9 protein-coding genes are annotated in these 15798 nt (G+C 75.5%); 7 read left to right on the top strand and 2 right to left on the bottom strand.

Features of this window, described 5'->3' with window-relative positions; translation table 11 throughout:
* Positions 1 to 135 precede the first annotated feature (135 nt).
* Positions 136 to 2172 carry an ABC transporter ATP-binding protein gene (locus tag AB0N63_RS21640; RefSeq protein ID WP_365530622.1) on the top strand — a complete coding sequence of 679 codons (2037 nt, stop codon included), beginning with the start codon at positions 136 to 138 and terminating at the stop codon, positions 2170 to 2172.
* Positions 2169 to 4058 (top strand): ATP-binding cassette domain-containing protein, encoded by a 1890-nt coding sequence (locus AB0N63_RS21635; RefSeq protein WP_365530621.1) that lies wholly within the window; start codon positions 2169 to 2171, stop codon positions 4056 to 4058. Before AB0N63_RS21640 ends, AB0N63_RS21635 begins: the two co-directional genes overlap by 4 nt.
* Here the strand turns inward: AB0N63_RS21635 and AB0N63_RS21630 are convergent.
* Positions 4027 to 4587 carry a response regulator transcription factor gene (locus AB0N63_RS21630; protein WP_365530620.1) on the bottom strand — a complete coding sequence of 187 codons (561 nt, stop codon included), beginning with the start codon at positions 4585 to 4587 and terminating at the stop codon, positions 4027 to 4029. The two genes, AB0N63_RS21635 and AB0N63_RS21630, sit on opposite strands and share 32 nt — an antisense overlap.
* Positions 4588 to 4992: 405 nt before the next feature.
* Here AB0N63_RS21630 and AB0N63_RS21625 point away from each other — a divergent pair, with 405 nt between their 5' ends.
* The gene (locus tag AB0N63_RS21625) at positions 4993 to 7149 is read left to right on the top strand and encodes a SpoIIE family protein phosphatase (protein WP_365530619.1); all 2157 of its coding nucleotides are present in this window, start codon (positions 4993 to 4995) and stop codon (positions 7147 to 7149) included.
* Positions 7150 to 7542: 393 nt separating this feature from the next.
* Here AB0N63_RS21625 and AB0N63_RS21620 read toward each other — a convergent pair whose 3' ends face one another.
* Positions 7543 to 8892 (bottom strand): S1 family peptidase, encoded by a 1350-nt coding sequence (locus AB0N63_RS21620; protein WP_365530618.1) that lies wholly within the window; start codon positions 8890 to 8892, stop codon positions 7543 to 7545.
* A gap of 621 nt (positions 8893 to 9513) precedes the next feature.
* Here AB0N63_RS21620 and AB0N63_RS21615 point away from each other — a divergent pair.
* The 4 genes from AB0N63_RS21615 to AB0N63_RS21600 all read left to right on the top strand — a co-directional run bounded on the left by AB0N63_RS21615 (position 9514) and on the right by AB0N63_RS21600 (position 15703).
* Complete coding sequence (locus tag AB0N63_RS21615) at positions 9514 to 9729, top strand: type A2 lantipeptide (RefSeq protein ID WP_365530617.1); 216 nt, start codon at positions 9514 to 9516, stop codon at positions 9727 to 9729.
* Between the two features lie 121 nt (positions 9730 to 9850).
* Positions 9851 to 10654, top strand: coding sequence for an HlyD family efflux transporter periplasmic adaptor subunit (locus AB0N63_RS21610; protein ID WP_365530616.1), 804 nt, complete (start codon positions 9851 to 9853; stop codon positions 10652 to 10654).
* Positions 10651 to 12876 carry an NHLP family bacteriocin export ABC transporter peptidase/permease/ATPase subunit gene (locus AB0N63_RS21605; RefSeq protein ID WP_365530615.1) on the top strand — a complete coding sequence of 742 codons (2226 nt, stop codon included), beginning with the start codon at positions 10651 to 10653 and terminating at the stop codon, positions 12874 to 12876. Before AB0N63_RS21610 ends, AB0N63_RS21605 begins: the two co-directional genes overlap by 4 nt.
* 1 nt (position 12877) lies before the next feature.
* A complete protein-coding gene (locus AB0N63_RS21600) occupies positions 12878 to 15703 on the top strand; it encodes an NHLP bacteriocin export ABC transporter permease/ATPase subunit (protein ID WP_365530614.1) in 2826 nt (941 codons plus the stop codon).
* The last annotated feature ends 95 nt before the right edge of the window (positions 15704 to 15798 follow it).

The raw sequence follows: 15798 nt of genomic DNA, 5'->3' as shown, positions 1-15798 counted from the left end.
ACCGGGCTCGGGCCGCCGCGTACCGCCGAGCCCCGGCGCGCCGCTGAGCCGGCGCCCGCCCCTGCGGCGCTGCGAGCCCCCGGGACCGCCGCCCCCGGGACCGCACCGCACGCCCGCCCGACTGCCGCCCCCGTAATGCCGCCCGCCCCCGCGGCGGCACCCGTCGGCGCGTCGGCCGCCGCCGACGCGGCCGTGCCCCGCGCCGGGGAGACCGGCGGAACCGGGCCGGGCCGGGCTCTGCTGCGCGCGGCCGTGCGGCACAGTGCCGTGCGGTGCGCCCTGCTGTGTCTGGTGGGTGTGGGGGCGGCGGGGGCCGGGCTGCTGCTGCCCGCCGTGCTCGGCCGTACCCTCGATCTGCTGCTCACCCGCGCCCCGGCCGGCCGCTGGGTGGCGTACTCCGCCGGGCTCGTCCTGCTGCTCGCGCTCCTCGACATGGCGGAGGCGGTGCTCCACGGCACCACCGACGCGCGGGCCACCGCCTGGCTGCGCGGGCGGCTGACCGGGCACGTGCTCGCGCTCGGCCCGCGCGCCACCGCCCGCTTCGGGTCCGGCGAGCTGGTAGCCCGGCTCGTGGGCAGCGCGGCGCAGGCCGGGACGGCGCCCACCGCGCTGGCCGCCTCGGCCGCCGCCCTGGCGGGCCCGGTCGGCGGTGTGGTGGCGCTCGGTCTCATCGATCCTTGGCTCGCCGCCGTGTTCCTGGCCGGCGCGCCGCTGCTCGCCCTGCTGCTGCGCGCCTTCGCCCGCGACTCCTCGGCGTGCGTGGCCGAGTACCAGCGCGTGCAGGGGCGGATCGCGGCGGCGCTCGCGGAGGCCGTCGGCGGCGCCCGTACGATCCGGGCGGCCGGGACCGAGGACCGGGAGACGGCCCGCGTCCTGCGGCCGCTGCCCGAACTGTCCCGGGCAGGAAGGCTGATGTGGCGGGCACAGGGCCGGGCCGCCGCCCGGGCGGTCGCCGTGGCCCCGCTGCTGCAACTGGCCGTCGTCGCCGTCGCCGGGCTGCTGCTGGCCCGGCACCGGTTGACCGTGGGCGAGGTGCTGGCCGCCTCCCGGTACGCGGTCCTGGCGACCGGCGCCGGGGTGCTGGTCGGGCAGCTCGCCGCGCTGGTCCGGGCCCGGGCGGCGGCCGGACGCCTCGGCGAGATCCTGGCCGAGCCCGCGCCCGTCCACGGCAGCCGTCCGCTGCCGCCGGGGCCGGGCCGTCTGGAGCTGCGCGGGGTGACCGCGCGGCGCGGCGACCGTACGGTGCTGGCCGGCGTAGATCTCACCGTGCCCGGGGGTACGACCCTCGCGGTGGTCGGCCGGTCCGGCGCGGGCAAGTCACTGCTGGCCGCCCTGGCCGGACGCCTGGCCGACCCGGACGCCGGGGAGGTGCTGCTGGACGGCGTACCACTGCCCGAGCTGGCCCACGACGAGCTGCGGCGCGCGGTCGGCTACGCCTTCGAGCGGCCGGTGCTGCTCGGCACGACCGTCCAGGACGCGATCGGCCTCGGCGTGGACACGCCCCCGCCCGCCCGGGTCCGGCAGGCGGCCCGTACGGCATGCGCGGACGCCTTCGTCCGCCGGCTGCCCGAGGGCTACGCCACCGCCCTGGCCGACACGCCCCGCTCGGGCGGCGAGTCCCAGCGGCTGGGCCTGGCCCGCGCCTTCGCGCACGGCGGCCGGCTGCTCGTCCTGGACGACGCGCTCTCCAGCCTGGACACGATCACCGAGCACCGCATCACCCGCGCCCTGACCGAGGGCGACGTCGCCGCCACCCGCCTGGTGGTCGCCCACCGCGCCGCCACGGCGGCCCGCGCCGACGCGGTGGCCTGGCTGGACGGCGGCCGGGTGCGCGCGGTCGCCCCGCACGCGCGGCTGTGGCGGGAGCCGGAGTACCGGCGGGTGTTCGGGGAGTACGCGGAGGGGGTGAGGGGCGCGGCGGCGACGGAAGGCGTCGACGGAGGCGTCGGCGCCGAAGGTGCCGCCGTGTCCGGCGACACCGACCCGATCAGCGGCGCCGACCCGATCAGCCGTGCCGACGGATCGGACGGCGGTACCGACGGGAGGGACGAGGTGGCGAACGGCCCGACAGCGTCGACGCGCGCGGCGGAGGCGACCCGTGCGGCCGACGCCACGCACGCCCCACCCCCCGTCACCGCCTCACCCCACCCGGCGAACGGAGCCCGCCCGTGACACGAGAACCCCGCGCCGCCCGGCGCATGCCCCGCGCCCTGCGCTTCCTGCACGGCCACGGACGCGAGCTGGTGCGGCTGGGCGGGTGGTCGGTGCTGGAGACCGGGCAGACGTTCCTGCTCGGCTACGCCCTGGCCCGCGCCCTGGACGACGGGTTCCTGGCCGGGCGGGCGGGCGCCGGCCTGGCCTGGCTGGGGGTGGCCGGGCTCGGGGTCGTCGCGGGCGCCTACGGCACCGGCCGGGTCTACCGGGCGGTGGCGGCGCTGGTCGAGCCGTTCCGGGACCGGCTGGTGCGGCGGGTGGCGGCGCGCGGGGTGCGGGAGGCGGACAGCGGGGCGCTGTCGCGGCTGACCCAGCAGGTGGAGATCGCCCGGGACACCTTCGCCGGGCTGGTGCTGGTCTCCCGGTCCTTCCTGGTCGCCACGGCCGGCGCTCTCGTCGGGCTGTTCTCGCTGGCGCCGCTGCTCCTGCTGGTCGTCGCGCCGCCGCTGTTCGCCGGGGTCGTGGTGTTCGCGGCGACGCTGCGGCCGCTGGCCCGGCGGCAGGAGGAGTACCTGGTGGCGGACGAGGCGCTGGCGGAGCAGTTGAGCGCGGTGTCGCCGGGGCTGCGGGACGTGACGGCGTCCGGCGCGGAGGAACGGATCGCGGCGGGCGTCGGTCGGTGCGTGGCTGCGGAGCGCCGGGCGGCACGGGCGCTGGCCCACTGGGGTGTCGTCCGGGTGGCGTCCCTGGCACTGGGCGGCCAGCTGCCCGTGGTGCTGCTGCTGGCCGCCGCGCCCTGGCTGTTGGCCCACGACGTCACTCCGGGCGGCCTGGTCGGCGCCCTCGCCTATGTCACCCAGTCACTGCTGCCCGCCCTGCACAACCTGATCCACGGACTCGGCACCAGCGGCGCGCGTCTCACGGTCGTCCTGCGCCGTCTGCTCCCGCCGCACGCGCCCGCCGGACCGTCCGTCCCCAGGCCTCGTCCGTCCGCCGCGGACCGCCCGGCGCCCGGCGCCCGGCGCCTCTCCCCGGACGGCCGGGAATCGACGTTCGAGGCGGGTCGCAGCGCCGGAACTCCGCCACGAATCGACCCCCGTGGGCCCTCGGGGCGGCCTCCGGGGCCCGCGCTCTCGCTCTCCCGCGTCACCTTCGCGTACGGGCCGCACAGCGAGCCCGTGCTGCGGGACTTCGATCTGGTCGTGCCGCACGGGGGCCATCTGGTGGTCGTCGGGCCGAGCGGGATCGGGAAGTCGACGCTGACCGCGCTGGTGGCCGGGCTGCTGGAGCCGGCCCGGGGCGAGATCAGGGTGTACGGGTCGCCCGTGCCGGGGGCGGCGGCGGCCGCGCGGCGGGTGCTCATCCCGCAGGAGGCGTACGTCCATTCCGGCACCCTCGCCGAGAACCTCTCCCAGCTGCGCCCCGGCCCCGTGCCGGAGGCGGAACTGCTCGCCGCCGCCGACGCGGTCGGCCTGACCGGGCTGCTGCACCGCCTCGGCGGCCCGGCCGCGCCCGTGGACCCGGCGGCGCTGTCCGCGGGCGAGCGCCAGCTGATCGCGCTCACCCGCGCCTATCTGTCCCCCGCTCCCCTCGCCCTGCTCGACGAGGCGACCTGCCATCTGGACCCGGAGGCCGAGGCCCGCGCGGAGCGCGCCTTCGCCGCCCGGCCCGGCGGCACCCTGGTGATCGTGGCCCACCGGGTCAGCTCGGCACGGCGCGCGGACCGCATCCTGGTCATGGACGGGCTGGACACCGCGTACGGCACGCACGAGGAGCTGCTGTCGCGCTCGCCGCTCTACCGCGAGCTGGTCGGCGACTGGTCGCCCCCGCCGCCCCCGGCCGCCGCCCCCGCGGCCACAGGCGTCGCCCGGGTCACAGCCACCCCTCCCCCTGCGAGATTCTGATCGCGTCGATGCGGTTGCGCGCCCCGGTCTTGCGAGTGATGGCCGCCATGTAGTTGCGCACGGTCCCGTGGGACAGGTGCAGGCTGCCGGCTATCTCGGCGACGGAGGCGCCCTCCGCTGCCAGTGACAGCACGCTCAGCTCGCGCCGGGTGAGCGGCATCTCGGCGGCCTTGACGAAGCCGAAGCCCAGCGAGTCGTCGACGAAACGTTCCCCCGCGGCGACCCGGCGTATGCCGTGCACCAGCCGGTCCGGCGAGCCCTTCTTGTCGACGTAGCCGAGCGCCCCCGCCTCGATGGCCCGGCGTAACAGCCCGGGGCGGTCCGCGCCGGTCAGGACCAGCAGGCGGGGCGGGCCGGCGATCGTCCCGCGCGGGCACAGGTCGCCCAGCGGCGGCAGCCCGTGCGCGTCGGCGTGGTCGAGGTCGGCGGCGCAGACGTCGGGCCGTACGGTACGCGCCCGTGCCGCCGCGCCGCGCCACGGCGTGTCGTACACCCTCAGGTCGGGCTCCCGGCGAAGCCACTCCGCCATGACAGACCGCACCAGACATGCGTCGTTCACCAGAAGTACCCGGATCACTGCCGCCCCTTCAGCTCGCCTTGCACCGGTTTTCCGTGGATGGTCAGCGCGTGCCCAATTCTTGGGGGCGCGGGCCCCCACCGTGCGCGGAGATCCAGCCATCGGGGTGCGCGGGGGCGCACATGTGGCGCTTGTCCGTCGGCGTGCGCTCCAGCCGTGGGGGCATGGACCGTGGCCGAGGGGGTATGGCGCGGCGGCGCGTCCTCACCCTGTCCTACGGCACGTACGCCGCCCGGCCGTCGGCCGCCCCGGCGGTGCGCGCCACGTGCCGTACGCACCGCTCGCCGTGCGCGCCGGGCCGGGAAGGAGGAACCTTGCTCCCTGGGACCCGTCACGCGGCCGGACGGGTACGAGGAGGTGGTCGGCGTGTCCGACGGGCGCGGTGCGGGACGGCCGCCGCCGGCCGCCCGGGGTGCGGTCGGCCGGCCACTGCTGTCCCTCGCCCTGGCCGCCATGCTGGACGAGGTTCACGCCCACTCCGGCGCGATCTACCTGCTCGCCCCGGACCAGCCGGTGCTGGAGATGGCGGTGATGGCGGGCATGCCGCGCGATTTCGCCGCCCCCTGGGAGCGGGTCGGGCTGAGCGCCCCCATCCCGGTGGCGCAGGCGCTGCGCGAGCGGCGGCTGATCTGGGTGGGCGGCGAGGAGGAGATGGTGCGCCGCTACCCGCGCATCGCCGTCGTCCTGCCGTACCCCTTCGCCCTGGCCGCGCTGCCCCTGGCGACCCGGGACGCCGCGTACGGCGCGGTGTTCGTGACCTGGCCCGCCGCGCATCCGCCGGTGCTGTCCGACTGGGAGCGCGACCATCTCGGTGCCGCCTGCGACCGGCTGGCGCTGCGGCTGGAGCGGGCGGCGGCCGAGCACCGGCCGGTGCTCGCGGAGCCGGATCTGCTGGGCACCGGGCCGCCCGGGGGCGCGCCCGGCTCGCTCGGCTCGGCGGAGGCGGCCCGGATGGTGTCACGGCTGCCGTACGGTCTGGCCGCGCTGGATCTGCACGGCCGGGTCTCCTTCGCCAACACCGCGGCGGCCGACCTCCTGGGCCTGCCCGTCGCCGAACTGCTCGGCACCCGGCTGTGGACGTCGGTGCCCTGGCTGAGCGACCCGATGTACGAGGACCGCTACCGGGGCGCGCTGCTGAGCCAGCACGTCACCTCGTTCGTGGCGCTGCGGCCGCCCAGCGACTGGCTGTCGTTCCGCCTGTACCCGAGCAAGACCGGGCTGAGCGTCCGCATCAGCCGGGCCCGGGCGGTCACGGAACTCGGCCGCGGCACGCCCGGGCCCGGCGACGGCACCTCCCCGTCCAGCCTGGTGACCATCTCCCGGGTGCTGGGACTGGCCGGGGCGCTGACCGAGGCGGTGGGGGTACGGGACGTGGTGCAGCTGGTCGCGGACGAGATCGTGCCCGCGGTCGGCAGCCAGGCCCTGATGATCCTCGGCTCGGAGTCGGGGCGGCTCCAGGTGCTGGGGCAGCGCGGCTACCGGGACCGGGATGCCGTCGAGCAGTTCCACGGCACCCCGCTGTCCGCGCCGACCCCCAGCACACATGTGCTGTCCACGGGCGCGCCCGCCTTCTTCAGTTCCCGGCAGGAGCTGGAGCGGCTGTACCCGGTGCGGTACGCGGTGCGCGACGACTTCGCGGCATGGGCGTACCTGCCGCTGATCGCCTCCGGGCGGCCGGTGGGCACGTGTGTGCTCTCCTACGCCGAACCGCATCCCTTCCCGGCGGACGAGCGCGCCGTCCTGACCAGTCTCGGCGGACTGATCGCACAGGCCCTGGAGCGGGCCCGGCTCTACGACGCCAAGCACCGGCTGGCGCACGGTCTGCAACAGGCGCTGCTGCCACACTCCTTGCCGCGGGTGCCGGGCTTCGACGCCGCCGCCCGCTATCTGCCGGCCACCCAGGGGATGGACATCGGTGGCGACTTCTACGACCTGGTGCCCACCCCGCCGCCCGCCGCCGTGATCGGGGACGTGCAGGGACACAACGTGACCGCTGCCGGGCTGATGGGCCAACTGCGCACCGCCGTGCGCGCGTTCACCACGGTGGGCCAGGAGCCGCAGGAGGTCATGCGCAGCACCAACCGGCTGCTGATGGACCTGGGCGTCGAGTTGTTCGCCAGTTGTCTGTATCTGCGGCTCGATCCGGCCGACGGCTCGGCCGTGATGTCCCGGGCCGGGCACCCGCCGCCGCTGCTGAGACGGCCGGACGGCCGGGTGCGGGTGCTCGACCTGGCCGGCGGCCCGCTCCTGGGCATCGACGCGGCGGCCACGTATCCGACGACACGGGTCGGCCTCGCTCCCGGTTCGGTGCTCGTCCTGTACACCGACGGGCTGGTCGAGTCGCCGGACGTGGACATCGAGGACGCGCTCGCCGAGCTGGGGCAACGGCTCGGCGCGGCCGGGGACATGCCGTTGGACGAGCTGGCGGACTGCCTGGTGCGGCACAGCGCGGCGGCCCGGGAACGCGCCGACGACGTCGCCCTGTTGTTGCTGCGGGCGCGGGGGGACGGCTGAGAGGCGGATGAGCGGCGGGCTCCCCCGCCGTCGGGCCGGGCGCCCGCCCGGGAGCGGACCGCCGCTTCTGGCATGCTCACGACAATGTGGCGTGCCGAGGGACGGGGGCGTACGGCGGGCGGGCGACGGCGGCGGGGAACGGTCGGCGTCGTGCAGGCCGAACCGGCGGTGCCGGCCGTGGGCGGGACCGTCGCGTCGCCGAGACGACCGGTGCGTCAGCCGGGCCTACGCCGCACCGAGACCGACACATGTCGTCCCGGGACCCGCCTGTCGCCCCGGAGCCGGCGTGGCAGCCGGGCAGGCGCCGCCGGTCCCGGCGCGTCGTCGGCCGGGGCCGGCCCGTCGCGCCGCGACCGGTGCGGCACCGGGACCCGTGCCGTGCCCGTCGGCCGGTCAGTGGCCGCGGCCCCGGCCGTTCCCGTGGCCGCTGCCCGTCTGGGGCGTGCCCGCCGGGGAGTCGCCGCCCGTGCCGGGGCTCTGGGCCGTGCCCGAGCCGTCGCCCGGCACGGCCGCGGAGCCGTCGCCGGACCGGCCGCCGCCGGCCTGGTCGCCCGCCTGGTCGCCGGCCCCCGCGGCGCCGTCGCCTCCTTGGCCGCCGGAGCCCGCACCGAATGTCGCCCCGGTCGCCTGGAGGGCGGTGGTGACCGGCTGGAAGAAGGTCTCGCCGCCCTGGGTGCAGTCGCCGCTGCCGCCCGAGGTGAGACCGACCGCGCCGCCGTCCTGGGTGAACAGGGAGCCGCCGCTGTCGCCCGGCTCCGCGCAGACGTCGGTCTGGATGAGGCCGGTCACGGTGTCCACACCGTTCGGGTCGGTCTCGCTCTGGAAGTTGACCGTGGCGTCGAGGCCGGTCACCGTCCCGTTGTGCAGCCCGGTGGTGCTGCCCATGCGGAACACGGTCTCGCCGACGGTCGCCTCCGCGGCCCCGGTGATCTGCACGCTCTGCCCGCCCCCCACGTCCACCGCGCTGGGCGCCTCGGTGGCGGGGTCGTCGTACTTGACGAGGGAGAAGTCGTTGCCCGGGAAGGCCGCCTGGTCGACGGTGGCGACGGGCCGCCCGTTCTGCGAGTCGGCCCACTGCTTGGCGGCGACGCCGCAGTGACCGGCCGTCAGGAAGGCGGGGCTGCCGTCGGCGGCCGTGACGTTGAAGCCGAGGGAGCAGCGCACGGTGCCGCCCTGCGCCTGCGCGAAGATGGCGTCGCCGCCGGATGCGAACGTCCGGAAGGCGCCGGCGGACCGCTTGAGGGTGGCCATGCCCTCGCCGAGGCCGCGGACGGTGGACCGGAGCTTGTTCCACTCGGCGCCGGTGACCGTGCGGTCGGCGGTGACGACGACCTTGTCGGTGCGTGGGTCCACGGTCCACGACGTGCCGGGGATGGTGGCGCTCGTCCTCAGGGTGCGTGCGGCCGACTTGAGGGCGGCGGCGCTGTTGCCGACCCGGCGGACGTCCGCACCCGCCTTCTCGGCCCGCGCCACGGTCTCGTCGTCCGCGCCCGCCACGTTCACCACGAGCCGCTGTTTGGCGCTGTCGTAGTAGGCGCCGGCGTACGCGGTCCCGAGTGTTCCGGCGAGCCGGGAGGCGACGTCCGCGGCGTCCTTCGCCGCGAAGATCCTGGGGGCGTCGGCGCCGGTCGCGGCGTCCTGGGCGGCGTCGGCGTGCGGGAGCAGCAGCACCGCCGCACCGAGCGCCATCACGCCGCCCGCCGCCATCGCGGCCTTGCGCTTCGGAATTCGCTTGTGACTCAAACTTCTCGACCTCCTGGGGGCGGGGTCCGTGCCGCCGTACGGCGGCGGATCGGGGCGCGTCTGGCTGGCAGTTGGTACGCACCCGGAGCGCGGGGCGTTCAAACCGGTACGCCGGCTCACGCGGCACCGGCCCGGATCGGCGCGCGCACCGTGAACACACTCCGCTGTCACCCGGCGCCCCGAAGGTGACGCTCCGTCACGGACCAGGAGCGGAATCCCTGCTTCAGGGAATCTGCACAGCGCGTGCCCAGCGAGGTCACCAGGCGCGGCCGATCTGCACAACCGCCGCGTCCGTGACGCGCGTTTGGCGCCAAGTGCCCCGTTCGGCCTCCGGGTGGGCAAGGGTGTGCGTGGGCCGATGCCGTGCGGCATGTGAAGAAGTGGCCGACGACTCGTGCCCGCACATCCACGCAAGAGACCTCTTGATGGGCAAGTGCGCTGGTGAGAGCCCTGCACAAGTGGAAGCCGCGGGGCGCGTCGTGCTTTGATCCATCGCACCGCAGGGGCCGGCCGGGACGCTTGGGAAACAGGCGGCCGGCGCCCGTGGCCGCGGTCCTCCGCCCGTCTCGGGCGGGGCCGTTCCCCCCTTGTAACAACCCCCACACGAAGGGAAGTTCCAGCATGAACTCCACCCCCCAGGTCGAGACCGCCGAGATCTCGGACGCCGAGCTCGACTCCATCTCCGGCGGCCTGTCCGTGCACGCCCTCGGCACCGTCACCGGCCTGGTGGACGGCGTCGCCCCGGTGACCGGCCTGGTCGACACGGCCGTCGGCACCGTCGAGGGTGTGACCGGTCTGAACACCGCGCCGGTCACCAACCTGGTCGCCGGTCTCTGAGCGCACCGCGCTGCCGCCGAGCCCCCGGAGCCGTCCACCGGTTCCGGGGTTCTCGGACGTTCCGAAGAAGTTCCTTCGGCCTTTGACCCCCGAAGAAGTCTCCCCAGGTGAGGGAAGTTCCGTGCAGTTCCGTCAACAGGCCCTCGCCAGGCTCCAGTCACCCGAAGAGCTGGACCTCCCGGTCCGGCTCGCCCGCCCCCGCGGCGGCATCGTGCTGGCCGTGACACTGGTCGCCCTGGCCGCCGCCTGCGGCTGGGCGGTGACCGGCTCGGTGGCCACCACGGTCGCCGCACCCGCCGTGCTCACCCACGCGCAGGGCAGTTACGTGTTGCAGAGCCCGGTCGCCGGTCAGGTCACGGCCGTGCTGGCCGAGGAGGGCGAGCGGCTGCCGGCCGGCGCGCCGGTGCTGAAGGTGCGTACCGCCCGGGGCGAGACGGTGGTGCGCACGGTCGCCGCGGGCCGGGTGACCACCCTCGCCGCCGCGCTGGGGCAGATCGTCGCCACCGGTTCGGACGTGGCCGCCGTGGAGAAAGTCGCCCATGCCGCGGACCCGTTGTACGCGACGGTGTACGTGCCCGCGCAGAGCGGCGCCTCGGTCCCGGTCGGCGCGGCCGTGGACCTGACTGTGTCCTCCGTGCCGGCGGAGCGCTTCGGCGTGCTGCGCGGCCGGGTGACGGCGGTGGACCGCACGGCCCAGTCCGTGCAGCGGATCGGCGCGTTCCTCGGAGACGCCCGGCTGGGAGAGCAGTTCGCGGGGAAGGGCCGGCCGGTCGCCGTGCTGGTGCGGCTCGAGACGGCCGCGACGAAGAGCGGGTACCTGTGGTCGTCGGCGGACGGACCGCCGTTCCGGCTGGACTCGATGACGCTCGCCGACGCCTCGATCCGGCTGGCCGGCCGGCATCCCGTCGACTGGCTGCTGCCGTGAGCGCCGCCCCGCAGACCCGGGGCCGCCGGCGCGCCGCCGCGCCCCGCAGGCCCCCCGCTTCCCGGCGGCGCGGCCGGACCGTGCGCACCCCCACGGTGCTCCAGATGGAGGCCGTGGAGTGCGGTGCCGCCTCGCTGGCGATGGTGCTCGCCCACTACGGCCGCCATGTGCCGCTGGAGGAGCTGCGCATCGCCTGCGGCGTCTCCCGCGACGGTTCGCGGGCGAGCAATCTGCTGAAGGCGGCGCGCGGTTACGGTCTCACCGCCAAGGGCATGCAGATGGACACCGCCGCCCTCACCGAGGTGAAGGCACCGGCGATCCTGTTCTGGGAGTTCAACCACTACGTCGTCTACGACGGCACGGGCCGGCGGCTGGGCCGGCGCGGGGTGTACGTCAACGACCCCGGCAAGGGGCGGCGGTTCGTGCCCATGGAGGAGTTCGACGCCTCCTTCACGGGTGTGGTGCTGGTGCTGGAGCCGGGTGAGGGTTTCACCAAGGGCGGGCGCAGACCGGGCATCCGCGGCGCGTTGCCGGCCCGGCTGCGCGGCACCGCGGGCGCGCTGCCGGTGGCGGTGCTGGCGAGCCTGCTGCTGGTGGCGGTGGGCGCGGCGGTGCCCGCGCTCAGCCGCACCTACATCGACACGTATCTCATCGGCGGCCAGTCGTCGCTGCTGGGTGTGCTGTTCGCCGCGATGGCCGCGTGTGTGCTGTTCACGGTGGCGCTGACCTGGTTGCAGCAGGCCAATCTGCTGCACGGGCGAATCGTCTCCTCGACGCTGACCGGCGCCCGGTTCCTGCGCCATCTGCTGCGGCTGCCGGTGACGTTCTTCGCCCAGCGCAGCCCGGCCGACCTGGTGCAGCGGCTCCAGTCCAACGACGCGGTCGCCGAGACGCTGGCCCGCGATCTGGCCGCGGCCGGGGTGGACGCGGTGGTCGTGGTGCTGTACGCGGTGCTGCTGTACACCTACGACCCGCAGCTGACCGCCGTCGGCATCGGAGTGGCGCTGCTCAACATCGTGGCGATGCGGGTGGTCGTACGGCTGCGCGCTACGCGGACGGCGAAGCTGCGGGCGGACACCGCGCGACTCACCAACACCGCCTACAACGGGCTCCAGTTGATCGAGACGATGAAGGCGACCGGTGGCGAGGACGGCTACTTCCGCACCTGGGCCGGACAGCACGCCACCACGCTGGAGGAGCAGCAGCGGCTGGGTGTGCCGGGCGCCTGGCTGGGTGTGGTGGCGCCGACGCTCGCCACGGTCAACAGCGCCCTGATCCTGTGGATCGGCGGGATGCGGGCCGTGGAGGGGCACATCTCGGTGGGTCTGCTGGTCGCCTTCCAGGCGCTGGTGGCCCGTTTCACCGCGCCGCTGACCCGGCTCACCGGCGTCGCGGGCCGGATCCAGGACTTCGCGGCCGATGTGGCCCGTCTCAAGGACGTGGAGGACTTCCGCACCGACCCGCTGCACACCCGGTCCGGCGCGGGGGACTCGACGCGGCGGCTGCGCGGTCATGTCGAGCTGGAGAACGTCTCGTTCGGCTACAGCCCGCTGGACGAGCCGCTGCTGAGCGGGTTCGACCTGCGGGTGGGGCCGGGCCAGCAGGTGGCGCTGGTGGGCGGGTCCGGCAGCGGCAAGTCGACGGTGTCCCGGCTGATCTCTGGTCTGTACGCGCCGTGGGAGGGGGTGATCCGCATCGACGGGCAGCGGCTGGCGGACATCCCGCGCGGTGCGCTGGCGGCGTCGGTGTCCTTCGTGGACCAGGAGGTGTTCCTCTTCGAGGGCACGGTCCGCGACAACGTCGCCCTGTGGGACCCGTCGGTCCCGGACGAGGCGGTGGTGGAGGCGCTGCGGGACGCCGCCCTGTACGACGACATCGCCCGGCGGCCGGGCGGCATCCGCAGCAGGGTGGAGCAGGACGGCCGCAACCTGTCCGGCGGACAGCGCCAACGCCTGGAGATCGCGAGGGCGTTGGTGCGCCGGCCGAGCATCCTGGTGCTGGACGAGGTGACCAGTGCCCTGGACGCGGAGACCGAGCAGGTGGTGATGGACAACCTGCGCCGGCGCGGCTGCGCCTGTGTGGTGATCGCGCACCGGCTGTCCACGGTGCGCGACAGCGACGAGATCGTGGTGCTGCGGCACGGCACGGTGGTCGAACGCGGGCGGCACGAGGAGCTGCTGGCGCGCGGCGGGGCGTACGCGGCGCTGGTCGGGGAGCGGTGAGATGACGGAGACGACGGCGGTGCACGGGAGCGATCCGGTCCTCGGCGCGCTCGGTTCGCTGGGCGCGCCCGTGGACTGCGCGGGCTCGAACCGGCTGGATCTGGCGGGCCCGCAGGTGCTGTGGCTGGTCACGGCCGGCGAGCTGGACCTGTTCGCGGTGGACGCGGAACGGCAGGGGCACTGGCACCATCTGGGCCGGCTGGCGGCGGGCTCGCTGCTGCTGGGCCCGGCGCCCGGGCCGCGCCACACGCTGGTGGCCCGGCCGCTGCGGGACTGCGCGGTGCGCCGCATCGGGCTGCGCGAGCTGTACCGGCCGGCGCCCACCGAGACCTGGTCGTGGGACGAGTACGGGCGGCCGCAGCACGTGCCGCCGGCGGCCGGCGGTCTGGAGTACGCGCTCGCGCTCGGTCTCGGCCGCAGCCTGTCGGTGCTGTTCCAGGCCCCGCTGGCGACCGACCGGCCCGCCGCGCCCGCCGACGACGAGGTGTTCTGGATGCAGGTGCCGCCGGGCAGCGTCCAGTACGGGGCGCTGTACGGCGCGGAGGCCGCCGCCGATCTGCTGATGGACCCGGCGGTGTGGCAGTCGGTGGTCGACCAGCAGTACCGGCTGCTGACGGCGCTGGACCGCTGGATCGAGGAGCTGGAGCAGGCCCACGAGACGCGGACGGCCGCGGGGATCGCGGCCGGTGAGGCGGTCCGGGACCGGGCCGACCGGACGCTGCTGGCGTCCATCGGCCGGTCCGCGGCGCACCGGGTGACGGCCGCCGACGCGGACGCCGTGTACGCGGCCTGCCGGCTGGTCGCCCGGGCCGCCGGGATCGCCCTGGCGGACCCGCCGCAGTCGGGCACGGTCAGCGACCGGCTCGATCCGGTGGAGCAGGTGGCCCTGGCGTCCCGGGTGCGCAGCCGGGTGGTGCGGCTGGAGGGCCGCTGGTGGCGGGAGAACACCGGCCCGCTGGTGGGCCGGCGGGCGCTGTCGGGGGCGCCGGTGGCGCTGCTGTGGCGGCGCGGCGGCTATGCGGCCGTGCATCCGGCGACCGGGCGCGCGACGCCGGTCGGGCCGGGCAACGCAAAGGAGTTCGAGCCGCGCGCGGTGATGTTCTACCGGCCGCTGCCCGAGCGTCGGCCCGGTCCGCTCGGCCTGCTGCGGTTCTGTCTGCGCGGCAGCCGGGGCGATATGCTGAACCTGCTGGTCAGCGGGCTGGTGACGGTGGTTCTCGGGGCGCTCGTGCCGGTGGCGACGGGGCGGGTGCTCGGACAGTACGTGCCGCGGGCCGAGCGTGAGCCGATCGCGCAGGTGTGTCTGGCGGTGCTGGTCAGCGGTGTGGTGGCGGCGGCGTTCCTGCTGCTGGAGAACCTGACGGTGCTGCGTCTGGAGGGGCGCGTCGAGGCGACGCTGCAACCGGCCGTGTGGGACCGGCTGCTGCGGCTGCCGACGCGGTTCTTCACCGAGCGGTCCACCGGTGAGCTGGCGAGCGCGGCCATGGGGGTCAGCGCGATCCGCCGGCTGCTGGCGGGGGTCGGCCCGGTGGTGGCGCAGTCGCTGACCGTGGGCGCGATGAACCTGGTGCTGCTGTTCTGGTACAGCGCCTCGATGGCGTGGGCGGCGGTCGGCATGCTGGTGGTGATCGCGGCGGTGTTCTCGGGGCTCGGGCTGTGGCAGGTGCGCTGGCAGCGGCGGCTGGTGGTCCTCACCAACAAGCTGAACAACCAGGCGTTCCAGACGCTGCGCGGGCTGCCGAAGCTGCGGGTGGCCGCTGCCGAGAACTACGCGTACGCCGCCTGGGCCGAGCAGTTCGCGCGCGGCCGCGAACTCCAGCGGCGGGTGGGCCGGATCAAGAACGTGACGACGGTGCTGGGCGCGGTGTACCTGCCGGTGTGCACGCTGCTGATGTTCATGCTGCTGGCCGGTCCGGCGCGGGGTTCGATGTCGGCGGCGGCCTTCCTGACGTTCAGCACCTCGGTGACGATGCTGCTGACCTCGGTGACCTCGCTGACCGGCGCGTTCGTGTCGGCGGTGGCGGCGCTGCCGCTGCTGGAGGAGATCCGGCCGGTGCTGGACGCCGTGCCGGAGGTGTGCGCGGGCAGCACCCGGCCGGGGCCGCTGTCCGGGGCGGTCGAGGCGCGGCGGCTGTCGTTCCGGTACTCCGCCGACGGGCCGCTGGTTCTGGACGACGTGTCCTTCCAGGTGCGGCCGGGCGAGTTCGTGGCGGTCGTCGGGCCGAGCGGCTGCGGGAAGTCCACCCTGCTGAGGCTGCTGATCGGCTTCGACAAGCCGCTGTCCGGCAGTGTGCTCTACGACGGCCAGGACCTCGCGGCGCTGGACCGCTCCGCGGTGCGCCGGCAGTGCGGGGTGGTGCTCCAGCACGCGCAGCCGTTCACGGGATCGATCCTGGACGTCATCCGGGGCACCGAGCCGTGCTCGCCGGAGGAGGCGATGGCGGCGGCCGAACTGGCGGGTCTGGCCGAGGACATCCGGCGGATGCCGATGGGCCTGCACACCCTGGTGGCGGGCGGCGGATCGGTCTCGGGCGGCCAGCGGCAACGGCTGATGATCGCCCAGGCCCTGGTGCGGCGGCCGAGGATCCTCTTCTTCGACGAGGCGACCAGCGCCCTGGACAACGAGACGCAGCGCATCGTGATCGACAGCACCCGCAAGCTGAACGCCACCCGGATCGTCATCGCGCACCGCCTGTCCACGGTGCTGGACGCCGACCGGGTCGTGGTGATGCGCGACGGCCGGATCGTGCAGCAGGGGCCGCCGGCGGAGCTGCTCGCGGACGGGAACGGGCCGCTGCACGAGCTGGTGCGCCGGCAACTGGCCTGAATCCCCGCCGGTTGCCCCCGTCACCGGGCCGGAATGAGACGTTCCCTGTCGTTCACCCGCCGTCCATGCGTCGTTGGACATGCCGTCGGGCGTAC

Origin of the sequence: Streptomyces sp. NPDC093260 (assembly GCF_040683715.1) — a bacterium.
Lineage (GTDB): Bacteria > Actinomycetota > Actinomycetes > Streptomycetales > Streptomycetaceae > Streptomyces > Streptomyces sennicomposti.
Note: the sequence above shows the minus strand (reverse complement) of the source record. Positions and strands in the feature narration are given on the sequence as shown.